Genomic DNA, 23,224 nt, shown 5'->3' with positions numbered 1-23,224 from the left:
GACGTCAGGAAAACCTGGACCGGCGGGCCTCCCCGCGGCCCCTAGTCGACCTCGGCGCTGCCGTTCACGCGGAGCTTGCGCCGGGCCCGCTCGTAGAAGTTCGTCGTGCCGAGCCGTACGACCTGGGCGGCCCCGCGCAGGGCGGACACGGTGAGCCGGTCGCCGGGGGACAGATAGCCGCCGATCGTCCCGTCGACCTCCATGGCCAGCTGGCCGCTGGTGGGCAGCACGTCGAGGGTGACCTCCTCGTCGGCCGACAACACCAGGGCGCGGTTGAACGCCGTGTGCGCGGCTGCGGGCACGACCAGGAAGCCCTCGACGTTGGGGGACACGATCGGGCCGCCGGCGGAGAAGCTGTAGGCGGTGGACCCCGTCGACGTGGCCACGATCAACGCGTCCGCCGCGTAACGGACGAACGGATGCCCGTAGACCGACACCGCCACGGCGGACAGGCCGTCACCGGGGATCCGCACCAGGGCGATGTCGTTGAACGCCGTGATCATCCGGCCGTCGGGCGCCTTCGCCTGCACGGCCATGCGGGGCTCGACCGTGTACTCGTGGTTGTCGATCGAGGACAGCGCGGGGGACAGGCCCTCGACGTCGATCTCCGCGAGGAACCCGAGGCGGCCGAGGTTCACGCCCAGGATGGGCGTCGGGTGCCCCTCGATCAGCCGCATCGTGCGGAGCATGGTGCCGTCCCCGCCGAGGCTGACGAGGAGATCGGCCCGCTTCACCAGCGTGGTGCTGTCGACCGCGATCGCGCTGCAGTCGATGCGGTCGACCTCGTCGGGCAGGCCGAGCACCGTGACCTCCCGTCCCCGCGCCCATTCGACGATCGTGTCGATGGCCTCCTTGGAGTCGCGCTGGGGATGCAGAACCAGACCGACGGTGCTGACCAAGCCCATGCCCACACTGTACGAGTTCCCGGGGACCGCCCGGTACGCCCGGGAGCCGTCAGGCCGCGCCGCCGGGGTATCCAGGAGGTCCGGGAACGCCCGGGACCCTAGGGCCGGTCCTGGTCCTCGATCGGCAGGTACACCCGGAAGGTGGTGGCCCCCGGCTCCGACTCCACCCTGATGTCGCCGTGATGCTTGTTCACCACGATGCGGTAGGAGATGTCCAGGCCCAGTCCCGTCCCCTCGCCCACCGGCTTGGTGGTGAAGAACGGCTCGAAGATCCTCGGCCGGATCTCCGGGGGGATGCCGCCGCCCGTGTCGGAGATCTCGACGAGGAGGCGGTCGTCCTTCCGCGAGGTCCGCAGGGTGAGGGTGCCACTCCCGTCCATGGCGCCGAGGGCGTTGTCGATGAGGTTGGTCCACACCTGGTTGAGCTCGGCGGCGTAGGCGGGGATCTGGGGCAGCGACCGGTCGTACTCCTTGACGACCCGGACCCCCTTGGGGATCTTGGCCTGCATCATCGTCAGCGTCGCGGTGAGGAGGTCGTGGACGTCGACCGTCTGGTGCGGAGCGCGGTCGAGCTGGGAGTACTGCTTGGCCGCCGCGACGAGGCCGGAGATGCGCGTGACGGAGTCCTCGATCTCGCCCATCAGCAACTCGGTGTCGATGGTGTAGCCGAGCCACCGTACGGCCGGCTCCAGGTTGTCCGCTCCGACCGCGCCCGCGATCTCGTCGAGCCATTCGACGTCGACGGCGCCCGCGACGAGCGTGGCGGCGAGGTCCCAGCTCCCCGCGATGTCGTGGTCGTCGAGCCAGTCGGCGACCGTGTCCTCGGCGTCCGAGGTGGCCATCGCGGACAGGGCGGGCGCGGTGCTCGCCCGCTTGACGGCCTGGTCCTGGAGCCCGACGAGATCATGCAGCTGGGAGCCGTCCAGGCGCCCGTCGGCGATCATGGCGAGCTTCTGCCGCATGCCGGAGACCCGCTCGCGCAGGGACGCGGTCGCCCGCACCGCCGCGGCGGCGGGGTTGTTCAGCTCGTGGGTCAGCCCGGCGGACAACGAGCCGAGGGCCAGCAGCCGCTCCCGCTCGCCGACGATCGTCTGGGTCGCGCGCATGCCGAAGAACAGACCTTCGAGCAGGTGGATCGCCATGGGGAACCATTCGCGGACCGCCTCGGCGACGTCCTCGGCCGGCAACACGAAGAAGTCGGACTCGGTGATCGCCCGCAGCGTGTTGAGGTAGGTCTGGTCGACCCGGTCGCCGATGTAGGCCTGGGTGGCGCCGCCGTACACGCCGCGCTGCTCGGTGCGGTTGACCTCGACCTCGTCGCCGTGCACGCGCCTGCTCATCGACACGGTGCCGTTGAGCAGCACGAAGAAGCAGGTCGCCGGCTCGCCTTCCGCGTAGACGACGGTGCCCGCGTCGCGGTGCTCGACCTCGCCCTTGTCGGCCAGGAGGGCCAGCTGGTCGTCGTCGAGCGCCTCGAACAGGAAGAGGGTGCGCAGCTCGTCAGGGGTCAGCCGCGTGGTCATTGCGCCTCCAGGTAGCGGTGGATGAGGGACACCGCCATCGCGCCCTCGCCTACCGCCGAGGCGACGCGCTTGACCGAGTCGGACCGCACGTCGCCCGCGGCGAAGACGCCGGGCATGCTGCTTTCCAGGTGGTAGGGGTCGCGGGGGAGCGCCCAGCCGGCGGGCCTGCGCCCCTCGGCGAGGAGGTCGGGCCCGGTCAGCACGAAGCCGTGCCGATCGCGGGCGATCGCGTCGCCGAGCCAGTCGGTGCGCGGCTCGGCACCGATGAACACGAAGAGCCAGTAGGTCTCCACGGTTCTCGTGGCACCCGTGCGTCCGTCGCACAGAGTGATCCGTTCGAGATGGTCCGTACCTTCGCCGCCGACGACCGTCGTGCGCGGATGCACCTCGATGTTCGGGACGTCCTTGATCTGATCGATCAGATAGTGCGACATGGAGCGGCTGAGATCGTCGCCCCGCACGAGGATGTGCACCCGGCGGGCGTAGTGCGAGAAGTAGACGGCCGCCTGGCCGGCGGAGTTCGCCCCGCCGACGATGTAGACGTCCTGGTCCGCGCAGCTCGGGGCCTCGGTCGACGCCGACCCGTAGAAGACGCCGCGACCGGTCAGCTCGTCGAGGCCCGGAGCGTCGAGCCTCCGGTAGGACACGCCGGTCGCCAGCACGACCGTGTGGGCGGCGATGGCCGTGCCGTCGCCGAACCGCAGGAGCCGGCTCGTGGTCCCGCCGCCCTCGAGGCCGATCACCTCGCGGGTGGTGAGCAGTTCCGCGCCGAACCGCAGGGCCTGCCTGCGGGCGCGGTCGGTGAGCTGGGCGCCTGACACCCCATTGGGGAAGCCGAGATAGTTCTCGATCCGGCTGCTCTGGCCGGCCTGCCCGCCCGTCGCCCGCTGCTCGACGAGCACGGTCCGCAGCCCCTCTGACGCGCCGTAGACGGCGGCGCCGAGACCAGCGGGCCCGGCGCCGACCACGGCGACGTCGTAGAACTCCGAGGCGGGGGTGGTCGACAGCCCCACGTGGGCGGCGAGATCCGCCTCGGTCGGCTTGACCAGCGACTTGCCGTCCGGCGTGACCACCACCGGCACGTCGCCCTCCGACAGCCCGGCCGCCGCGAGCAGGCGCGCCGCCTCAGGATCGTCCGCCAGCAGCCACCGGTACGGCACGAGGTTCCTGGCCAGGAAGTCACGCACGGCGAACGACGGCGCGGACCACTTGTGGCCGATGACCCGGGTCTCCTGGATGGACGTGTCGGGCGTGGCCAGCCAGGCGTCCAGCAGCGCGTCGACCACCGGATAGAGCTTCTCCTCCGGCGGGTTCCACGGCTTGAGCAGGTAGTGGTCGAGATCGACGAGGTTGATGGCGTCGATGGCGGCGTCGGTGTCGGCGTACGCGGTCAGCAGGACCCGGCGCGCCAGCGGGAAGAACTCCATGGCCTGCTCGAGGAACTGGATGCCGTTCATGTGCGGCATCCGGTAGTCCGCGAGCATCACCGCGACCTGCTCGCCGCGCAGCTTGATCTCCCGGAGGGCCTCCAGCGCGGAATCTCCGGATTCCGCGCGGACCACCCGGTAACGATCGCCGTATCTGCGTCGGACGTCTCGGGCCACGGCGCGCGAAACGGCCGGATCGTCGTCAACGGTCAGGATCGCGGGATTTGCCATGGAGACCATCCAATCACGTCCGTTTGAACGTGGGGTTTCCGAAGTCCCCGTAGGGCCATAGGTCCCGCCAAGCGGTGACTTTCGGCCCACTCCACGCCCGGGATCCGCAGGTCAGGCTGGTGCTGAGGGAGGAGAGCGCCGTGCCGATGACCGTGCGTGACGTCATGAGCCGGTTCGTGATCGCGGTCGAGACGGGCGCCTCGTTCACCGACGTGGTCAACGCCGTATGCCGCTTCAACGTCGACGCCGTTCCGGTGGTGGACCGCGACAAGTGCGTGCTGGGCGTCATCTCCGACGACGACCTGCTGCTCAAGGGGATCGGGGGAGCGCGGCCCGGCGACTCGATCTTCGAAGGGGCGGCGCGCCGCCGTCAGCGCAGGAAGGCGATGGGCCGCACCGCGGCGGAGATCATGACGGCTCCCGCGGTGACGGTCACCGAGGACACGCCTCTGCGCCATGCGGCACGGCTCATGCGCGACAACAGGATCAGGCAACTCCCCGTGGTGGACGCCCGGACGGGATGCATTCTGGGCCTGGTCCGCCAGGCGGACCTGCTGAAGGTCTTCGCCCGGTCTCCGGAGGACGTCCGCGACGAGGTGCTCGCCCTGGTCGGACCGTTCACCCGCAGTTGCACGGTCCAGGTGGAGGACGGCGTGGTGTCACTGGCGGGCAGCGTGGACCGCCGGTCGCGGATCGCGCTCCTCCTCGACGTCGTCTGGCAGGTGGACGGCGTCGTCGACGTGGAGGCCGATTTCTCGTTCGCGGAGGACGATCTCGGCAGGACCGTCCCGCCCCTCTACATCTGAGGGGCTCCGCAGAGGTGGCCCGGGGGAGGTGCACAGATGACCGTTGAAACCATGAGAGCGGCCGACGTGATGAGCCGGATGCTCGTCACCGTCGAACCGGACGAGTCCCCGCTCATGGCGTGGGAGCTCATGCGCCGGGCGGACCTGCATCACCTCCCGGTGATCGACGCGGAATCGCGGATCGTCGGCGTGCTGAGGCGTGAGGACCTGGCCAGCCACTGGTCGGGAGGGCCGGCCGAGCAGTCGAGCGTGCCGGTGGTCCGGTTGCTCGACGCCCAGCCCTGCCCCTGCGCAACGCCGGACATGCCCATGTCGGCCGTCGCCGCCCTGATGATCGACACGGACGTCGACGTCGTGCCCGTCACCGGCGCCGAGGGGACCCTGCAGGGACTCATCACCGCGCTCGACGTCCTGAAGGCCGTCGCCGGCAGGGCCACGCCTCCTCGCGGCCCGATGGACGTGCGCGGCGGCCTGTTCCGGCTGGAGCCGGTGCTGCCGCCTTGCTAGATCACTTCCGTCGGGTCATCCGGGCCGCTTCCCATGATCAGTACGGCCGCGCCCTCGACGCGGTCGGCCGACAGGTCCCGCAGGGCCCGGTCGGCCTCGTGGAACGGGTAGGGCGTGGTCGTCACCCGGGGCCTGTGGACGGCCGCGAGTTCCAGGAACCGCCGGCCGTCCGCCCTGGTGTTCGCGGTGACGCTGCGCAGGGTGCGCTCCTGGAACAGGGAGCGCTCGTAGTCGAGCGCGGGAATGTCGGTCAGATGGATCCCCGCGACGGCGAGGGTGCCGCCCCGGTCGAGCGCGTCCAGCGCGACGGGCACGAGATCGCCCACGGGGGCGAACAGGATCGCGGCGTCGAGCGGCTCCGGCGGGCTGTCGGTGGTGCCGCCCACCGAGGCCGCGCCCAGCTTCGCGGCGAGTTCCCGCGCCGCCGCCGACCGCGTCATGACGTGTACGGCGGCGCCCTCGGCGACCGCGATCTGGGCGGTCAGATGGGCGGAGGCCCCGAATCCGTAGATGCCGAGCCGTCCGCCGGGCGGGAGGTCCGCCCGGAGCAGGGCGCGGTAGCCGATGATCCCCGCGCACAGCAGGGGCGCGAGGCCGGTGGCGTCCGCGTCGTCGGCGAGCGGGTAGACGTAGGCGGCGGGAGCGGTCAGATACTCGGCGTAGCCGCCGTCCGCGTCCCAGCCCGTGTAGGTGGACGACGGGCACAGGTTCTCCGCTCCGCGGCGGCAGTGGCGGCACGCCCCGCAGGTCGAGCGCAACCACGCCACACCCACCCGCGTGCCTGGCGGCGGCCCGGCCGTACCGGCGCCGAGGGCCGCGACCCTGCCCACGGCCTCGTGTCCGGGAACGGTCCGCGGCCTGCGGGGCGGGAGGTCGCCCTCGGCGAGGTGGAGGTCGGTACGGCAGACCGCGCAGACCTCGACGCGTACCAGGAGCTCGCCAGGTGCCGGCACGGGCACCGGCAGCCGGACCCGCTCCAGGGGGTGGGTGTCCATCGGCCCCGGCCGGGCCACGACCCAGGCGTCCATCTCCGCCCGAGACTCCGCCGGAGACTTCGCCGGGGGCTGAGCGTGTCCCATGCCCGTGATCCTAGGTTCGCGAGATGCGGCGGCCGGTGATCTCCACGGGGACGACCTTGATGTACAGGTCACGCTCGCCGCCCGCCCACGACTCAAGACCGGTGGACACGGCCGCGGCCCGCTCGCTCTCGGACACCACATGGTGGGCGCCGCCCCGGATGAGGACGCTCCAGCCTTCTTGCTTCGTGTAGTCGAACCGGTCGACCTCGAAGGCGATCATCAGTTCGCAGCCCTCGACGCCGCTTCGCAGGTCCTCGTCCATGGGCCCGCCGAAGGCGGTGCGGATCAGGACGACGCCTTCGACGAGGGCGTAGTTGACCGGGAAGATCACCGGTCCGGCGTACACGCCGAAGGCGACGCGGCCCACGCCGCCGGGTGCGATCAGGCGCAGGCACTCGTCCTTGTCGATCTTCTCCGGTGGGTACGGCGCGGCCCGCTCTGGCTCGCGGGCCGGCACGGAGCTTTCCGTCATGTGGATCTCCTGATCGCTCGCTCGGCCGCGTGACGCCTCGTGCGGCCCTCATAAGTTGGTGTGCCCGGTGCCGCCCCGAGTAGTGGCCTGGTGGAGCACGCCGGCAGGGACCGCGCCCTGGCCGCCGTGAGTCAAGCGTCGTCCGCCGCGCGTGCACGCGGCACGGCCTTCCGGCCCCTGTGCGGGGGACGAAAGGCCCCGCTGCCCGCCGGATGTGAGTCATGGGGAGAGGGGTGACGGCCCGGGCGACCGTGGGCAGGATCCACCTATGGAAGTCCTGAGCAGCCGGATTCTTCTGCGCCCCGCCGACCTCGACGCGAGCCGCCGGTTCTATCGGGACGTGCTCGGCCTGGCGGTCCACCGGGAGTTCGGACCGGCGGACGACCCGGGGGTGGTGTTCTTCCTCGGCCAGGGACTGCTCGAGGTCTCCGGGCGGTCGGAGGGCCCCTCCGGACGCGGCCCGGCGATCTGGCTGCAGGTCCGGGATGTCCACGCCGAGCGCGACCGCCTCGCCGCCGCCGGGGTCGCGATCTCCCGCGGCCCGGTGACGGAGCCATGGGGGCTCGTGGAGATGTGGATCGCCGACCCCGACGGGACGCCGATCGTCATCGTTGAGATACCGCCGGATCACCCGCTGCGACGGGACCACAGGGTGCTCGATTGAAAATCTTTCCGGTCCGCGAAATCATGCCCACACGCGCGGTGCCGTAGCCGTGGTGCCGGTGAGCCGATCCGCGCAGGCAATCTGGATCATGCCGGCCGGTCGGACCACCGGGACTGTGGGGATTCGCACCGGAAAGTAACCCTATTACCTACCAACAATATGGGATAATGAGCTATGAGCTCGTGGGCATGTGCTGAGACGCCGACCACAGCCGCCGTGATGGCCGCGCGCTGGGTCAGGTCCGCGGCCGCCGACGACGCGCTCGGCCGCCACTGGGTCGCCAATCCCGATCCGCAGGGCCGATCGGCGAAGGCCGGTCATCCGTCGTCCCTCTATGCCGGCGCGGCCGGGATCGTCCTGTTCTTCCTGGAACTGGCGGCGGCCACCGGGCACGAGGCCTATCTCGACGACGCCAGGGCCGGGGCCCGCTACCTCGCCGCAACCTGGCCCGACCAGCCCGACCTGACCTTCTACCACGGTCTGGCCGGGACCGTCTTCGCCATGGCCGAGGTGGGCTGGGCGACCGACGACGAGCAGATCGGCGAGGCCGCCCGGGCGGCGGCCGACCAGCTCGTCCGCAGCGTGCGTCCCCTGGGCGACGGGATCGGGTGGACCGGCGACCCCGCCCAGCGGGGCGACGGCGGCATCGTGCTCGCGCTGTTGCACGCCGCCGGGATCCTCGGCGTCCCGGTCTACGAGGAGGTGGCCGTCGAGGCGGGGGAGCGCATCGCCTCGCTCGCCGTGCCCGGGCACCGGTTCGGCGACGGCGCCTGCGCCGACCTGCCGGTCGACGCCGTCACCCCGGGCTTCCTGTCCGGTACGGCCGGCACCGCCTTCCTGCTCGCCCGCCTGTACGGCGTGACCGGGGACGAGCGTTTCCTGGCGGCCGCGCGCAGGGGGGCCGACTTCGTCCGTACGGTCAGCGTGGTGACCGACAAGTGCGCCATGGTGCCGCACCACGTGCCGCAGGGGCGCAGCCTGCACTACCTGGGATTCTGCTCGGGCTCTGCGGGGGTCGCCCGGATGTTCTACGAGCTCCACCGGGTCACCGGCGACCCGGGCGACCTCGACTGGGTCGAGCGGCTCGCGCACGGTGTCGTCCAGAGCGGTGTGCCGCGACGGCACACCTCCGGCTACTGGAACGTGGCCTGCCAGTGTTGCGGCAGCGCGGGGCTCCTGGAGTTCTTCATCGGCCTGTGGGCCGCCACGGGGAACGAGACCTACCTGCAGCACGCCCGGTCGGTCGGGCAGGACCTCATCGGCCGGGCGACGGCCCACGACCAGGCCGGTTACCGCTGGTACCAGGCCTACCGGAGACTGCGCCCGTGGGAGGTCACGGCGGACACCGGTTACATGGTGGGGGCGGCGGGCATCGGGTCGGCGCTGCTCCATCTCGACGCCGCCGATCTCGCGGCGGCGCCACGGCGCATGATCCTGCTGCCCGACAACCCCTTCCCCGCGATCCCGGTGCCCGCGCGGATGCTGGGCGACGACTCCTGACCTCCGCTCGTTGAGGGGGTGCGGCCCGGCAGGCTCGCGCCGGCCGGGCCGTACGGGATGGGTCAGAGCTTCTTCCACAGGGCGGGCACGTTGGGCGGCTCCCACCCGGTCAGGGCCGTGTGGGCCTGCAGGCACTGGTAGGTGGACCCGCCGTAGGTGACCTTCGCGCCGACCGCGTAGGCGGTTCCGGCCTTCCACGCGGGAGTGGAGCCGGGCGGGGTCTGCGTCGGCGTGGGCGTCGGTGTGGGAGTGGGTGTGGGCGTCGGGGTCCTCGTGGGCGTGGGGGTCGGTGTGGGGGTGGGGTTGCCTCCGCCGCCGAAGGTGACGTCGGAGCAGGTGTAGAACGCCTCGGGGCTGTCCGAGCGCTGCCAGATCGAGTAGATCAGGTGGCGGCCGGTCCGGCCGGAGGGGATCGTGCCGGTCATCACGTAGGCGCCGTTGGTCAGTGCCGGGTCGGTCACCCGCAGGAACGGGGTGGCGTCCAGGTCCGACCACTTCAGCGGCTGGGCGGGGTTGTAGCCCTGCTTGGTGAGGTAGAGCTCGAAGGTCCCGCGGTGCGGCGCGGTCGCGCGGTAGGTGAAGGTGTACGAGCCGGCGTTGACGGCGGTCGCGGGCCAGTCGGTCCGTGCGAGGTCGAATCCCTTGTACTTGTCCCGGCCGGCGCTGCACAGCCTGCCGTCCGGGATGATCGAGCGGCTCTGACCGGCGGCGTTCGCGAGGTTGATCTCGTTCCAGTCGTAGAGGGCCTGGGTGCCTCCGGCCGCTACGGCCGCCCTGCAGGCCGCCGACTGCGGGTTCTCCGGGCCTTCCAGGAAGCAGGCGTAGGCGCGGCTGACGGGGTTCTGCATGGTGCCGTGGGCGAGGGCCGCGGGAACGGCCAGCAACGGGATGCTGCCGAGGGCCGCGACGATCGCGGCAGTTCGTTTCCTGTTCATCAGGAATCTCCTTTGGCGGGGGGTGTTCATGCAGTTCACGGCGTCGGCTGTGATTTAACTCTTAGTTAAGTTTCCTAAGAGTTTGATCGAAGTTACTCCGAGAAAGGTTGCCGGTCAACGCCCCCCTTTCCCGCGTGATCATGCACCCCTTCGCGATCAAGGCGCCCGACCTCCTCACCCTCTGGTCGTGATCATGCACGGATTCGTGGATTCCCGGCCCGGCCTGGGCGAACGCCGTCCGTGATCATGCACGGAGTGGTCCTGTCACGACCTCCCCGTGGCGGACGCAAGGCCTTCCGAAGTGCCGGATCACACCCGGGCTGGTGCTCGCTGTGCGCCCTGATGCCTCACTGACCTGCGAGTTTCCCGCTGCGGACGGTCGCTTTGAGGTGTTTGTGACTGTATAGGGCAAAAGTAAAATTTCGTGGCGACAGCTTGGGGTTTGACTTGTTCTTGGCTTAATGTCCGATTACTCAACCGTGACCAGTCAGGAGATCCCCCATTTCCAGCATCGCGGCACAGCCTTCCCAGAACCCCGCACAGAGCCCGTCCGGCTGCACCGAGCAGCCGCTGCTCAAGGGCACCACGACCGCCTCCTACTTCTGGGACGACGGATCGGGTGTCAACGGAGACACCGGCAGCCCCGCCTCGGGCGAGCCGATGCAGAAAGGCCTCGCGGCAAGCCCGAGCTGGCCCCTGGGGACCAAGGGCTATGTCGTCTACCAGGGCAAGAAGGCCGACTTCTTCATCGGTGACCGGGGGCCGGGCATCCCGTCGAACAAGGGCGTGATGCTCGACCTCGACGGGAAGACCTTCGCCGACCTGACCGGCGGCACCTGGGACGGCTCCTCCCTGACCGTCGAGGGCAACGGCGGAGCCGGCCACATCTCGGTCACCTACGTCGTCACCGAGTGGGGCCAGGGCCTGGGCAAGAAGGGCACCCCGCGGCCCTTCTCGTCCGGGGCCTACGGCGTCGAGGACGACTCGCCCAACGGGCCGGTGATGGTCTGCCCGTCCGCCACGGCCTCCCCGGCCGCCGCCGTCTCCCCGGCGTCCCCGCCCGCCGGAGATTCCCCCGCCTCCCCGGCCGCCCCCGGCTCGGTCTCCCCCGCGGCCACGGCCGCGGCCGACGACGGCGCGTCGGCCGCTCCGGGCTTCAGCGCGGTGTCGGCCTCTGGGCCCTATTCCGAGCCCGTCGTGCCCTGCCCGGAGATCTCGGCCGCTCTCATCGTCTGCGCGGTCGCGGCGGCCGCGGGCAGGAGCGCGCTTCGCCGGGCCGCCAATCGCCGGGCCTGAACGGCCTGCGCCGCCCCCCTACTTCTTGCGGCGCTTAAGCGCCCCGGCCACGCGCTGCAGCACGCGGTCCCAGTCGGAGCCGAACGGGTTGTCCTGAACCAGGTACGTCCACGTCGCGGTGGGCCGCTTGAGCCCCTGGTCGCCCAGATCGGCGGTGACGTCGACCGTCTCGAACGTCTCCTTCGACCGCTGCTCCACCTCGTCGAGCAGACTGCGATAGGCGGGCGCCGCCTCGCGGTTGAACTCGTCGAGCGGGTTGAGCCGTCCGAGCGCCCGCAGGTGGATGCCCTCGCGGAGGTCCGCCAGGTAACCGAGGTGCTCGGTCCAGCACCTGTCCAGATGGAACAGCACGATCTGCCGGCAGGCCTGCTCGACGACCTCGGCGCCGACGGCCTCGCTCAGCTCGCTGAAACGGTCGGGAAGCGCCTCACGCAGCGCCTGCACCGCGGAGTCCTCATGAAGGACCCGGTCACGCAGTTCGAGTATGTGCGTCCGCTGCTCCTCCATGAGCCGCGTGTAACGCCAGGTGTTGCGGTGGATCTCCAGATTCACACCCTCCGCGACCCGCTGGGCGTGCGCGACGAGCTCTGCCGCCCGCTTGTGCCGTACGACTCCGTCGGGGTCGGCGGCGGGGAGTGACTCGTCAGGCGCGTACGCGGTGAGCAGTTCGTCCGCGCCGCTGACGAAGAAGACCGAGCCGCCGGGGTCGCCCTGCCGTCCGGCGCGGCCGCGGAGCTGGTCGTCGAGCCTGCTGCTGTCGTGCCGCCCGGTGCCGATGACGTACAGCCCCCCGAGCTCCGCCACGTCACTCTCAGCAGCGTGTTCCTCTGACTGGCCGGCGGCCTCGTCGTCATCCGCCGGCCGGCCGCCGAGCCTGATGTCCGTGCCGCGACCCGCCATCTGGGTGGAGACCGTGATCGTGCCGCGTGCGCCGGCTCTGGCGATGATCGCCGCCTCTTCCGCGTCGTTCTTGGCGTTGAGCACCACAGGCCGCAGGCCCCGGGCGCGGAGCGCCTCGTCGAGGCGCTCGGACTCCGCGACGTCGAGCGTGCCGATCAGGATGGGCCGGCCGGTGGCGTGCTGGGCGGAGATCTCGTCCAGCAGCGCCTCCTGGCGGCTCTCCGCGGTGGCGTAGATCCGGTCGGGCTCGTCCACCCGGACGCACGGCTTGTTGGGCGGGATCACGGCGACCTTGAGGTCGTAGAACTCGCGGAGCTGTTCGCCGACGGCGACGGCCGTGCCGGTCATGCCGCAGATCTGGGGATAACGGCGCAGCAGGCCCTGAATGGTCAGCGAGTCGAGGATCTCCCCGGTCTCCGAGGCGGGCAGCTTCTCCTTCGCCTCCACCGCCGCCTGGAGTCCGTCGGGCCACCGCTGCAGAAGTGCGACGCGGCCGCGCGACTGGTTGATCAGGTGGACGCGGCCGTCCCGCACGATGTAGTCGACGTCGCGGGTGAGCAGCGCGTGCGCGTGCAGGGCCAGGTTGACCTCGGTCACCACACTCGGATCCTCGTAGAGGTCGACGCCGAGGGACTTCTCGACCGTGTCGGTGCCCTTGGCGGTGAGGAAGACGCTCCGCCCGTCAGGGTCGATCTTGTAGTGGTAGCCGCGGGACAGCCGCCGGACCAGTGCGGCCATCTCCGGCACCGCCGTACCGGGATCGGCGGCGCCGGCCAGCACCAGCGGCACGCGGGCCTCGTCGACGAGCACGGAGTCGGCCTCGTCGACGAGCGCGACCTGCGGTGCGGGGACGATCAGCGCGGCGGGATCGGTGACCAGACGGTCGCGGAGCACGTCGAAGCCGAGCTCGCTCACCGCGGCGTAGGTCACGTCCTTGGCGTAGGCGTCCCGGCGCTCCTCGGGCGTGGAGGTCTCGGAGATCCAGCCGACCGTGAGGCCCAGGATCTCGAACAGGGGCCGCATCCACTCGGCGTCGCGGCGGGCGAGGTAGTCGTTGACCGACACCGCGTGGACGCGTTTGCCCTGGAGCGCGAACCCGGCGGCGGCCAGGGCTCCGGCCAGCGTCTTGCCCTCGCCGGTGGCCATCTGCGCGACATGGCCCTCCAGCATGGCCAGCACGCCGACGAGCTGGACGTCGAAGGGCCGCTCACCGAGCGATCGGCGGGCGGCCTCGCGCATCACGGCGCAGAACTCCGGCGTGCCCACCTCGCCCGCGCGGAGCTCGGCGCGCTCGCGCACCTCGGCCTCGAGTTTCCCTGCCTGCTCGACCGTCCGCTGGAACGGCGTCAGGTCGATGCTTCCCGGCCTGTCGAGAAAACGCCTGACGAAGTCAGCTACCGAGGCCATGCACGCTCCAACGACTCACCTGCCGGACTGGTTCCGTCTGCCCGGTTCATGGTGCCACTATCCGGTCTCACAACCTGACCGGGCACCCCCGACATTGCTGTCAGAGGTTGACAGGTATGGCCGGAAGTATGGCGCCCATGACAACCATCGCGAAACTCATCGCCGTCACCCTCGATTGCGCCGAGCCCAAGAAGCTGGCCGAGTTCTACGCCAGGATCACCGGGTTCGAGGTGCAGTACGCGGAGGACGAGTACGCCGGAATCGGCGACGGCACCACCACGATCTATTTCCAGCGCGTGCCCGACCGGAAACCGGCTTCGTGGCCGGGACCCGACAAGCAGTTCCACCTCGACTTCCGGGTGCCGGACGTGGCCAAGGCCGTGGAGGAGTACCTCGAACTGGGCGCGACCAAGCCGGAGTTTCAGCCGGGTGACGGGTGGATCGTCCTCGCGGACCCCGAGGGCCACCTGTTTTGCGTCTGTCCGGAAAGGTCGTGACTTCATGCGGGTCGAGTGATCGAGCGGCCGGGACAGTGACCTTTGTCCCTAAGCTTGCGTGGTGACACTCGATTCGCGACCCACCGGCCGGCGCCCATGATCTTGATGGGAATCTCGATCGCCCTCATCGGAGCCCTGGGCTACGCCCTCGGTGCCGCACTCCAGCAGCGCGAGGCGGTCAGCGCGGGCGCCACGCTCAAGCTGGTGAGACGGCCCCGCTGGTGGATCGGCGGCGTCATCGGCTTCACGGGCGCGTCCCTCCACGCGCTCGCCCTCAGCATCGCGCCCCTCGTCGTGGTGCAGCCGGTCAGCGTGGCGACGCTCGTCTTCGCCGTCCCGCTCGCGGCGTGGCTGCACGGCAGGCGGCCGCACCGGGCCGAGATCATCGGCTCGGTGGCGGTCGCGGCCGGGCTGCTGGGCCTGATGCTGCTCGTCCCGGCCCACAACGTGACGCCGGTGTTGTCGAACCGGGCCGCCATCGGGCTGATCGCGACCGTCGGGGTGATCGTCGCGGTCTCGTTCCTGATCGCCCGCTGGTTGCGCGGCCCCTTCAAGGCGCTGCTGATGGCCATCGGCGCCGGTTCGGTCACCGCGACGGTGTCCACGTTCGTCCGGGTCGTGGGGGGTGGGCTCGGCGGCGACCTCACGCGGCTGCTCACGTGGTTCACCCTCGCGATCCCGGTGCTGCTGATCTGCGCCGTGGTTCTGCTGCAGAAGTCGTACGCCGTGGGCTACTTCGGCATCGCCTACGCCGGGGTCCAGGTGGTGGACCCCATCACCTCGGTGACGGCCGGAGCGGTGCTGCTCGGTGAGTCGCTCCCCACGGGGGCGAACAACGTGATCCCCGCCCTGGCGGCGGCGGCCGTGCTCATAGCCGGGACCGTCACCCTGGGCCGGATGGCGCCCGACCACTCCCAGGCCGTCCCGGAAGCCGTTCCCGAAGGCGTCCCCGACTCCCAGGCCGTTCCGGAAGGCGTCCCCGGCGCGGCTCCTGCGCGGCTTCCCGAGGCGGGGACCGGCGCCGTCGAGACGGCCAGGCTCTGACGCGCGTCTCACTCACGTCCCGGCGTGACGCCACGGCCGGTCACGCCGGAGGACGCCAGTCGAAGACGTCGTCGAACTGACGCAGGGCCATGTCGCGGCCGAGCCTTCCGGCGAGGAGCAGCATCGCGTCGCGAGCCGACACCGCAGGCGGAGTGCGCCATCCGGTGAGCCGGCCGATCGACCTCGACCGGCGGGCGATCCGCGTCGTGCGCTCGAGCCGGTCGGACGTGTAGGCGGCGAGCCCGGCGACTCCGGTACGGCTCGCGTGATGGGCCAGCACCACGGCGTCCTCGATGGCCTGGCACGCGCCCTGGCCCAGATGCGGGGTCATCGCGTGGGCGGCGTCGCCGATCAGCGCCACCCTGCCTCTGTGGAAGGCCGGGAGCGGCGTGTCCATGGAGTAGAGGTCGTGGCGCAGCACCGTGTCCGGGTCGGCGCCGGCGAGCAGCGCGGGGATGGGCGGGTGCCAGCCGCCGAACAGCCGGGTCAGCTCCGCCTTCTCGTCGGCCGCGTTCCCGCCCGCGGGCGTCGTCGACGTGGCGTAGCAGTACACCTGGTCGTGGGCCAGCGGCATGACGCCGAACACCAGCCCGCGGCCCCACGTCTCCCCGGCCGGTACGGAGTCCTCGACGGCGGGGGCGATGAGACGCCAGCTCGTGGCGCCCGCGTAAACGGGGCCGGGATGCCCGGGGAACAGTGTCGTCCTGGTGGAGGACCGGATGCCGTCGGCGGACACGATCAGGTCGGTCGCGATGTCGCCGTCGCCCGTGGAGACCAGGCCGCCCTCCGGATCGACGGACTCCACGCGGGTGTCCAGGCGCAGCACGCCGGGGGAGAGCCGTGCGGAGAGAAGGCCGACCAGTTCCGAGCGGAGCAGGAGGACGGTCGGGTCGCCGTACCGCGCCTGCGCCTCCTCGGCGCTCGTCCGGGACAACCAGCGGCCGTCCGGGCGCCGGATGCCGGCCTCACCCTGGATGGCCGAGAGCTTCCGCACGTCGTCACCCACGCCGATCGTGTCGAGGGCACGTAGCGCGTTCGGCGCGACGGCCAGCCCCGACCCGACGGGTTCGATCGACGGCGCCTGTTCGACGACGGCGACCGACCATCCGTCGCGTTCGAGTGCCGCCGCGGCCGTCAGGCCGCCGATTCCCGCACCGATCACCACCGCCTGTGCCATGACGCCTCCCGGCCCACTACATCTGTAGTCGAACCGTACTACGCCTGTAGTCGGGTGTCACTACAGGCGTAGTATTCGACCGTGATCAGCCATCGGGCGGAAGTCATCGCGGACGCGGCCATCGAGATCCTGGCCGAACGCGGCATGCGGGGGCTGACCCACCGGGCGGTCGACGAGGCCGCCGGACTGCCGCAGGGCTCCACGTCGAACCACGCCCGCACCCGCTCCGCCCTGCTCGAGCTGACGATCAACCGGCTCGCCGAGCGGGAGGAGCTGCTCTTCTCCGGTCCGCCGGCCGACGTGCCTCCGGAGACCGGGGGTGACCTGGCCGGGTTCGTCGCCGGCGCGACCTACAAGGCGGTGACGGACAACCGGGTCGGCACGATCGCCCGGTACGAGCTCGCCCTCGAGGCCACCCGCCGTCAGGAGCTCCGCACGGTCTACGACGAGCTGGGCCGGAGGTTCCGCGAGGCCGCCGTCGCCCTCTTCGCGGCCGCCGGCTCCGCCGATCCCGTACGGCACGGCCACGAGCTCGTCGCCTTCGCCGAGGGCATCCTGTTCGACGCCGTGGTGGGAGCGGGCCGGACGCCGTCGCTGGACGACCTGCACGCCGCCTTCGCCGACTTCCTGCGGGGCCGCCTTCCGTGACATGGGGGGTTCGACAGCCATACCGGCTGGTCGGTACGCTGCTGAGGTGAATGATGCCGAGGAGAACGCCGCAGGACAGGACGCCCTCGGGGTGAACGCCGATCCACCCGGCCTGAACCTGGACCGGCTCGCGGATCACCTGTGTGCGGCGGGGCTCGCCCGGGGCCCGCTCTCCGCCGAGATGATCACAGGCGGGAAGTCCAACCTCACCTACGTCGTCGAGGACGCGCACACGAGGTTCGTCGTGCGCAGGCCGCCCCTCGGGCACGTCCTGGCCACCGCGCACGACATGAGCCGCGAGTACCGCGTCATGAGCGCGCTCCAGGACACTCCCGTCCCGGTGCCGAGGACCTTCCACCTGTGCCAGGACGCCGACGTCATCGGTGCGCCGTTCTACGTCATGGAGTACGTCGAGGGCGGCCAGCCTCCGATCACCCCGATGCTGGCGCACCAGCTCGTCGACGTGCTCGCGGCGCTCCACTCGATCGGCCCGGACGGCGTCGGCCTCGGCGACTTCGGCAGGCCGGAGGGCTTCCTCGAGCGGCAGGTCAGCCGGTGGAAGCGGCAGCTCGACGCCTCCCGCAGCCGCGAGGTCGAGGGCATCGACGACCTGTTCGCCCGGCTGTCGCAGTCGGTGCCGCGTTCCGGCGAGCCCGCGATCGTCCACGGCGACTTCAAGCTCGGCAACACGCTCGTCGCGGACGACCGCGTCAGGGCCGTCCTCGACTGGGAGATGTCCACGCTCGGCGATCCGCTCACCGACCTGGCCCTCTTCCTCCTGTACGGCGACTTCAACCAGCTCGACAACGACTATGTCGGCGAGTCGCCGCCCAGGGACGAACTGGCCGCCCACTACGCGGAGGCGTCCGGCCGCGACATCTCCCGTCTGGGCTGGTACGTCGGCCTCGCCTGCTTCAAGCTCGCGGTGATCGCCGAGGGCATCCACTTCCGCTTCACCCAGGGGCTCACGGTCGGGGAGGGGTTCGCCGAGGTCGGCGAGCAGGTCGCCCCGCTCGTCGCCCGCGGTCTCGAGGAGGTCTAGATGAATTTCGGGTTCGACGACACCACGGCCGAGCTGCGAGCCAGGCTCCTGACGTTCATGGACGAGTGCGTCATTCCGGCGGAGCGCGCCTACGAGGAGCAGGCGGCCGTCAGCGGCTGGGGCCCGCCGCCCCTGATCGAGGACCTGAAGGCGGAGGCGCGGGGACGCGGCCTGTGGAACCTCTTCCTTCCGGGGGAGGAGGGCGCCGGGCTCACCAACCTGCAGTACGCGCCGCTGGCCGAGATCATGGGCAGGTCGCCGTCGATCGCCGCGACCGCGACCAACTGCGCCGCGCCCGACACCGGCAACATGGAGGTGCTCGCGCAGTTCGGCAGCGAATGGCAGCGCAAGGAGTACCTGGAGCCGTTGCTGAACGGGGAGATCCGGTCGGCGTTCGCCATGACCGAGCCCGACGTGGCCTCCTCCGACGCGACGAACATCTCGACGTCCATCGTCAGGGACGGCGACGAGTATGTCGTCAACGGCCGCAAGTGGTTCATCACCGGGGCGATGAACCCGAACTGCAAGATCCTCATCGTCATGGGGAAGACCGACCCCGAGGCCCCGTCGCACCGCCAGCAGAGCATGATCCTCGTGCCGCGCGGCACCCCGGGCCTGACCATCAAGCGGGGCATGAAGGTCTTCGGCTACGACGACGCCAGCCACGGCGGCCACGCGGAGGTCGTCTTCGAGGACGTCCGGGTGCCCGCCGACCATCTGATCGGCGAGCAGGGCGGCGGCTTCGCCATCGCCCAGGCGCGCCTCGGGCCGGGCCGCATCCACCACTGCATGCGCCTGATCGGCGCGGCGGAGCGCGCGGTCGAGCTCATGTGCAGACGGGCCCTTTCGCGCACCGCCTTCGGTAAGACGATCGCCCAGCAGGGGGTCGTCCAGGACTGGATCGCCGAGTCCCGCGTCCGGATCGAGCAGCTCCGGCTGCTGGTGCTCAAGACGGCCTGGCTCATGGACACCGTCGGCAACCGCGGCGCCCACACCGAGATCCAGGCCATCAAGATCGCCACTCCCGCGGCCGTCGAGTGGATCCTCGACAAGGCCATCCAGGTGCACGGCGCGGGCGGGCTGAGCCAGGACTTCCCGCTCGCCGGCGCGTGGGCGGGCGTACGGAGCCTCCGGTTCGCCGACGGCCCCGACGAGGTGCACAAGCGGTCGCTCGCCTACCGCGAGCTCAAGAAGTACATGGACTGACGGGAAGGGATGTCTCGTGGCATGGGATGAGGCGGCGGTCGACGAGCGCGCTCAGGCGTTCCTGGCCGAGCACGATCCGGCGGAGATGGGGCGGCTCGACTTCCTGCGCGCGCGGTTCGACGCCGGTCTGGCCTGGGTGCACTTCCCCGAGGGGCTCGGCGGGCTCGGCGCGGCGCGCGGCCTGCAGGCCGTCGTGGAACGCAGGTTCAGGGGCACGCCGGACAACGACCCGGGCCTGATCGCCATCGGTCTCGGCATGGCCGCGCCGACGATCCTCGCGTTCGGCACCGACGAGCAGCGCGAGCGGTTCCTCCGGCCGCTGTGGACGGGGGAGGAGGTCTGGTGCCAGCTCTTCAGCGAGCCCGGCGCCGGATCCGACCTCGCGACGCTCGCCACGCGGGCGGTCAGGGAGGGCGACGAGTGGGTCGTCGACGGGCAGAAGGTCTGGACGTCGGGCGCCCACCACGCGCGCTGGGCGATCCTCGTCGCGCGCACCGACCCGGAGGTGCCGAAGCACCGCGGGCTCAGCTACTTCGTGTGCGACATGGAGGCCCCCGGCGTCGAGGTGCGCCCTCTGCGCCAGATCACCGGTGAGGCCGAGTTCAACGAGGTCTTCCTCACCGGCGTCCGGCTGCCGGACTCGCTCCGGCTCGGCGAGGTCGGCGACGGCTGGCGGGTCGCGCAGACCACGCTCATGAACGAGCGGGTGGCGATCGGCGGGACGCCCACCCGGCGGACCATGATCGGACTGCTCGGTGAGACGTGGCGCGAGCGCCCCGAACTGCGCACCCATTCCCTTCACCAGCGGCTGCTCGCCCTCTGGGTCGACGCGGAGGTCATGCGGCTCACCGCGACCAGGTTGCGTGAGCAACTCGCCGCCGGGCACCCCGGGCCGGAGGGGTCGGGGATGAAGCTGGCCTTCGCGCGGCTCAACCAGGAGCTGACGGGCCTGGAGGTCGAGTTGATGCGTGAGGAGGGCCTGGCCTACGACGACTGGACCTTCCGCCGCTCCGACAGCGTCGACTTCCTCGGCCGCGGATCCGGCTACCGCTACCTGCGGGCGAAGGGCAACTCCATCGAGGGCGGCACGTCGGAGATCCTCCGCAACATCATCGCCGAACGCGTCCTCGGGCTCCCGTCCGAACCCCGTGTCGACAAGGACGTCGCCTGGAAGGACCTCCCCCGATGAGCGAGGAAGCACACAGCCCGATGACGCTGCTCTACACCGAGGTGGAGGAGGAGTTGCGGGCGGCCGTCCGCGGCCTGCTCACGGACCGGAGCGCCCCCTCGGTGGTGCTGGCCCACGTGGAGTCGGCGGCGACGACCGGCGCCGTGCCGTACGACATGGAGTTGTGGAAGGCGCTCGGGCGGGACATCGGCGCGGCCGGGCTGCTGATCCCCGAGGACCTGGGCGGCGCCGGCGCGTCGGCCCGCGAGGCGGCCGTCGTCCTGGAGGAGTTGGGCCGCTCGGTCGCGCCCGTGCCGTACCTGAGCAGTGCCGTCCTCGCGACGCGGGCGCTGCTCGGCGCGCGGGACGAGGCCGCGCGGGAGCTGCTGGGACGGCTGGCGTCGGGAGAGGCGACCGCCGCGCTCGTGGTGTCCTTCGCGGCCTCGCCGCACACGTGTGCGCGCCCGGTGGTGACGCTCGGCGCGGACGGCACCCTCACCGGCAGGGTGACCGGGGTGATCGGCGCGGAGGTCGCCGACGTCCTGATCGTCCCGGTGGCGGTGGAGGGGGGCGACCCGGCGCTGTACGCGGTGGACGCGCAGGCGGCGCGGATCAAGACGGTGGCGTCGCTCGATCTGACCCGGCCCATCGCGACGGTGTCGTTCACCGGGGCACAGGCGCGGCCGGTGGGGAGCGCGGCCGGTGTCGCGGACGCCCTGCTGCTGGCGGCGGGCCTGCTGGCTTCGGAGCAGCTCGGGGTGGCCGAGTGGTGCCTGTCGACGACGGTGGCCTACGTCAGGGAGCGCAAGCAGTTCGCCCGGCCGGTCGGCTCGTTCCAGGCGATCAAGCACCGGCTGGCCGACCTGTGGCTGGAGGTGGTCGGCGCCAGGGCCGCCGCCCGCAACGCCGCCGCCCTGCTCGGCGCGGGTGAGGACGCGGGCGTCGCGGTCGCGGTCGCCCAGGCGCACTGCGGGACGGTGGCCGTGCACGCCGCGGAGGAGTGCATCCAACTGCACGGCGGAATCGGGATGACCTGGGAGCATCCCGCGCATCTCTATCTCAAGCGGGCGAAGGCCGACGAGATCGCTCTGGGCACTCCCGGCGACCACCGCGACGCGCTCGCCACGCTGGCCGACCTGCCCGGCCCGGTCAGCTGACCGTCTTGCCGAGCGGGTGCCCGAGGGAGCTCAGCAGGAGGTCGGCGAAGTGCCTGCCGACCTCCTGGCCGGAGAGCGGGCCGTCGGGGCTGTACCACGTGCCCAGGTGGTGGACGGAGCCGAAGAAGAAGTCGACCACCATCTCGGCCGGGATGTCCTCGCGGAACACCCCGGCCCGCTGGCCCTCGATCACGAGGTCGCGGAAGCGCTCGTGGTAGCGGCGGCGCTCGGCGCGGACGGTCTTGTACGTCTCGGGGGCGAGCTGGTGCATCGACCGGAAGAAGATCTTGGAGTCGTCGAGGTTCTCGACCGTGGTGACGACCACGTCCATCGCGGTGGCGTAGAGCCGTTCGCCCACCGGGCCCTCGGCGTCGGCGAAGCGGGTCAGGCGCTCCATCTGCAGGCGGAGGACCCGGCCGTAGATCTCGTGCAGGAGGTCATCTTTTGAACCGAAATAGTGGTACATGGCGCCCTTGGTGACGCCGGCGGCCGCGACGATCTCCTGGACGGATGTGCTCTCGAAGCCGCGTTCGGCGAACAGCCGGGTGGCCTCGGCGAGCAGGCGCCGGCGGACCGGTTCCTCCACGGTGACTGCGCTGCGCGCCATCGTGTCCTCCTCGTTGTCTGTACGGCACAGCGTACCGACTGGTCGGTCGATCGTACTGGGGACGGGGCCAATCCCCGGTTTCGGGGGCGGGAATGGGTTAATTTCCTGTGCCGAGGAGATCTGGGGTTCCCACTTGGGTATCCCTGAGACAGCCGCCTGCCTACCGTGGGGGAGTTCGCCATGCCCAGTGGCTCGATCTACGTGCCTCAGGACGAGAAGTTCAAAGGGGCCTCGCCGCAGAACCTGTACGAGACCTTCTGGTTCGCCGGGCGCAGGAACCGGCTCCGCGTCCGCGCAGCCGTCGGGGTGGCCGGCTTCGTCGCCGGCTACTACCTCGCCTACCGGATGGGGCTGGCCAATCCCTTCGCCGCAGGCGTGCTGCTCGGCGGCGCCGCGGCCCTGGTCGACCTGCTGATCGCCTGGCGTTCCCACGAGCGGACGGCCGTCTGGCGGGGCAAACGACGCGGCGAGGTCAGGACCGCGCGTCTCCTGCGCCGGGGACTGGCCCGGCACGGCTACCGCGTCATGAACGGCCGGGCCGTACCGGGCGAGACCTCCATCGACCACCTGGTCATCGGACCCGGAGGCGTGTGGATCGTGGACAACGAGGCGTGGGAGCCCGACACGCACATCGCCAAGTACGGCGAGCGCCTGTTCTTCGACGAGAAGTTCGGCACCTCGGTGGCCAAGGGGCTGATCGGCGCCGCCACGTCGATGGCGGCGCTGCTGACCCGTGAGACCGGCATCTCGGTCACCATCACGCCCGTGCTCGCCGTCCACGGCGGCAAGATCGACGCGCGCGGCGGGACGCTCACGGGCGAGGGGCTCACGGTGTCCTACCCCCGCAGGGTGGCGCGCTGGATCCGGTCGGAGCCGACCGCGGAGCTGACCGCCGAGCAGATCGAACTGTTGTCGCGCACGGCCGCGCGCATCCTGCGCCGCATGATGTGACCCCAGGGACCGGGCCAGACAGTGCCGCCGGAGGATCGACGCGGGCGAAGGGTGTCGATCGGGAAGCCGTGGATC

At 71.1% G+C, this 23,224-nt stretch carries 22 protein-coding genes; 13 read left to right on the top strand and 9 right to left on the bottom strand.

Annotated elements, in window-relative coordinates:
• Positions 1-41: 41 nt before the first annotated feature.
• The 3 genes from Pka01_RS06375 to Pka01_RS06365 all read right to left on the bottom strand — a co-directional run bounded on the left by Pka01_RS06375 (position 42) and on the right by Pka01_RS06365 (position 4,086).
• Entirely contained in the window at positions 42-905 is an 864-nt protein-coding gene (locus Pka01_RS06375) for an NAD(+)/NADH kinase (RefSeq protein ID WP_203881644.1), read from the bottom strand.
• Between the two features lie 98 nt (positions 906-1,003).
• Positions 1,004-2,428, bottom strand: coding sequence for an ATP-binding protein (locus tag Pka01_RS06370; RefSeq protein ID WP_203881643.1), 1,425 nt, complete (start codon positions 2,426-2,428; stop codon positions 1,004-1,006).
• Positions 2,425-4,086 carry an NAD(P)/FAD-dependent oxidoreductase gene (locus tag Pka01_RS06365; protein WP_203881642.1) on the bottom strand — a complete coding sequence of 554 codons (1,662 nt, stop codon included), beginning with the start codon at positions 4,084-4,086 and terminating at the stop codon, positions 2,425-2,427. The genes Pka01_RS06370 and Pka01_RS06365 overlap by 4 nt, the downstream gene beginning before the upstream one ends.
• Positions 4,087-4,160: 74 nt before the next feature.
• On the opposite strand from Pka01_RS06365, the gene Pka01_RS06360 reads away from it, so the two are divergent.
• Positions 4,161-4,892, top strand: coding sequence for a CBS domain-containing protein (locus Pka01_RS06360; protein WP_203881641.1), 732 nt, complete (start codon positions 4,161-4,163; stop codon positions 4,890-4,892).
• Positions 4,893-4,928: 36 nt separating this feature from the next.
• Positions 4,929-5,399 (top strand): CBS domain-containing protein, encoded by a 471-nt coding sequence (locus Pka01_RS06355; RefSeq protein WP_203881640.1) that lies wholly within the window; start codon positions 4,929-4,931, stop codon positions 5,397-5,399.
• Here Pka01_RS06355 and Pka01_RS06350 read toward each other — a convergent pair.
• Together Pka01_RS06350 and Pka01_RS06345 are read right to left on the bottom strand one after the other, a co-directional pair.
• The gene (locus Pka01_RS06350; RefSeq protein ID WP_373318101.1) at positions 5,396-6,478 is read right to left on the bottom strand and encodes a zinc-dependent alcohol dehydrogenase family protein; all 1,083 of its coding nucleotides are present in this window, start codon (positions 6,476-6,478) and stop codon (positions 5,396-5,398) included. The genes Pka01_RS06355 and Pka01_RS06350 overlap by 4 nt on opposite strands.
• Before the next feature lie 10 nt (positions 6,479-6,488).
• Entirely contained in the window at positions 6,489-6,950 is a 462-nt protein-coding gene (locus Pka01_RS06345) for a pyridoxamine 5'-phosphate oxidase family protein (RefSeq protein ID WP_203881639.1), read from the bottom strand.
• Between the two features lie 268 nt (positions 6,951-7,218).
• Between Pka01_RS06345 and Pka01_RS06340 the strand changes: the two genes are divergently transcribed.
• Both Pka01_RS06340 and Pka01_RS06335 read left to right on the top strand, forming a co-directional pair.
• The gene (locus tag Pka01_RS06340; protein WP_203881638.1) at positions 7,219-7,614 is read left to right on the top strand and encodes a VOC family protein; all 396 of its coding nucleotides are present in this window, start codon (positions 7,219-7,221) and stop codon (positions 7,612-7,614) included.
• 174 nt (positions 7,615-7,788) lie between these two features.
• Positions 7,789-9,114: a lanthionine synthetase LanC family protein gene (locus Pka01_RS06335; RefSeq protein ID WP_203881637.1), complete on the top strand. Its 1,326-nt coding sequence runs from the start codon at positions 7,789-7,791 to the stop codon at positions 9,112-9,114.
• Between the two features lie 62 nt (positions 9,115-9,176).
• On the opposite strand, the gene Pka01_RS06330 is transcribed toward Pka01_RS06335, so the two are convergent.
• The gene (locus tag Pka01_RS06330) at positions 9,177-10,049 is read right to left on the bottom strand and encodes a lytic polysaccharide monooxygenase auxiliary activity family 9 protein (protein ID WP_203881636.1); all 873 of its coding nucleotides are present in this window, start codon (positions 10,047-10,049) and stop codon (positions 9,177-9,179) included.
• A gap of 660 nt (positions 10,050-10,709) precedes the next feature.
• On the opposite strand from Pka01_RS06330, the gene Pka01_RS06325 reads away from it, so the two are divergent.
• The gene (locus Pka01_RS06325) at positions 10,710-11,345 is read left to right on the top strand and encodes a hypothetical protein (RefSeq protein ID WP_239114773.1); all 636 of its coding nucleotides are present in this window, start codon (positions 10,710-10,712) and stop codon (positions 11,343-11,345) included.
• Between the two features lie 18 nt (positions 11,346-11,363).
• Here Pka01_RS06325 and secA2 read toward each other — a convergent pair whose 3' ends face one another.
• Complete coding sequence (gene secA2 / locus Pka01_RS06320) at positions 11,364-13,652, bottom strand: accessory Sec system translocase SecA2 (RefSeq protein ID WP_203881635.1); 2,289 nt, start codon at positions 13,650-13,652, stop codon at positions 11,364-11,366.
• Between the two features lie 137 nt (positions 13,653-13,789).
• Here secA2 and Pka01_RS06315 point away from each other — a divergent pair, with 137 nt between their 5' ends.
• Positions 13,790-14,149, top strand: coding sequence for a VOC family protein (locus Pka01_RS06315; protein ID WP_203881634.1), 360 nt, complete (start codon positions 13,790-13,792; stop codon positions 14,147-14,149).
• Between the two features lie 105 nt (positions 14,150-14,254).
• Entirely contained in the window at positions 14,255-15,193 is a 939-nt protein-coding gene (locus tag Pka01_RS06310; RefSeq protein ID WP_239114772.1) for a DMT family transporter, read from the top strand.
• A 40-nt stretch (positions 15,194-15,233) separates the two neighbouring features.
• Here Pka01_RS06310 and Pka01_RS06305 read toward each other — a convergent pair whose 3' ends face one another.
• Positions 15,234-16,370 carry an FAD-dependent monooxygenase gene (locus tag Pka01_RS06305; RefSeq protein ID WP_203881632.1) on the bottom strand — a complete coding sequence of 379 codons (1,137 nt, stop codon included), beginning with the start codon at positions 16,368-16,370 and terminating at the stop codon, positions 15,234-15,236.
• Between the two features lie 81 nt (positions 16,371-16,451).
• On the opposite strand from Pka01_RS06305, the gene Pka01_RS06300 reads away from it, so the two are divergent.
• From Pka01_RS06300 to Pka01_RS06280, 5 genes are read left to right on the top strand one after another with little or no spacing between them, the layout of a single operon-like run.
• Positions 16,452-17,018, top strand: a complete 567-nt coding sequence (locus Pka01_RS06300) for a TetR/AcrR family transcriptional regulator (RefSeq protein WP_203881631.1) — start codon at positions 16,452-16,454, stop codon at positions 17,016-17,018.
• Between the two features lie 46 nt (positions 17,019-17,064).
• On the top strand, positions 17,065-18,060 hold the full coding sequence (locus tag Pka01_RS06295; RefSeq protein ID WP_239114771.1) for a phosphotransferase family protein: 996 nt from the start codon (positions 17,065-17,067) through the stop codon (positions 18,058-18,060).
• Positions 18,061-19,266, top strand: a complete 1,206-nt coding sequence (locus Pka01_RS06290) for an acyl-CoA dehydrogenase family protein (RefSeq protein WP_203881629.1) — start codon at positions 18,061-18,063, stop codon at positions 19,264-19,266.
• Between the two features lie 16 nt (positions 19,267-19,282).
• A complete protein-coding gene (locus Pka01_RS06285; RefSeq protein ID WP_203881628.1) occupies positions 19,283-20,455 on the top strand; it encodes an acyl-CoA dehydrogenase family protein in 1,173 nt (390 codons plus the stop codon).
• Positions 20,452-21,591 carry an acyl-CoA dehydrogenase family protein gene (locus tag Pka01_RS06280; protein ID WP_239114770.1) on the top strand — a complete coding sequence of 380 codons (1,140 nt, stop codon included), beginning with the start codon at positions 20,452-20,454 and terminating at the stop codon, positions 21,589-21,591. Before Pka01_RS06285 ends, Pka01_RS06280 begins: the two co-directional genes overlap by 4 nt.
• On the opposite strand, the gene Pka01_RS06275 is transcribed toward Pka01_RS06280, so the two are convergent.
• Positions 21,584-22,198, bottom strand: a complete 615-nt coding sequence (locus Pka01_RS06275; protein WP_203881627.1) for a TetR/AcrR family transcriptional regulator — start codon at positions 22,196-22,198, stop codon at positions 21,584-21,586. The two genes, Pka01_RS06280 and Pka01_RS06275, sit on opposite strands and share 8 nt — an antisense overlap.
• Before the next feature lie 180 nt (positions 22,199-22,378).
• Between Pka01_RS06275 and Pka01_RS06270 the strand changes: the two genes are divergently transcribed.
• Positions 22,379-23,149, top strand: a complete 771-nt coding sequence (locus tag Pka01_RS06270) for a nuclease-related domain-containing protein (protein ID WP_203881626.1) — start codon at positions 22,379-22,381, stop codon at positions 23,147-23,149.
• Positions 23,150-23,224 lie beyond the last annotated feature (75 nt).

It is taken from the genome of Planotetraspora kaengkrachanensis (assembly GCF_016862895.1).
Classification (GTDB): domain Bacteria; phylum Actinomycetota; class Actinomycetes; order Streptosporangiales; family Streptosporangiaceae; genus Planotetraspora; species Planotetraspora kaengkrachanensis.
This window is presented reverse-complemented; position numbering and strand designations above follow the sequence as displayed.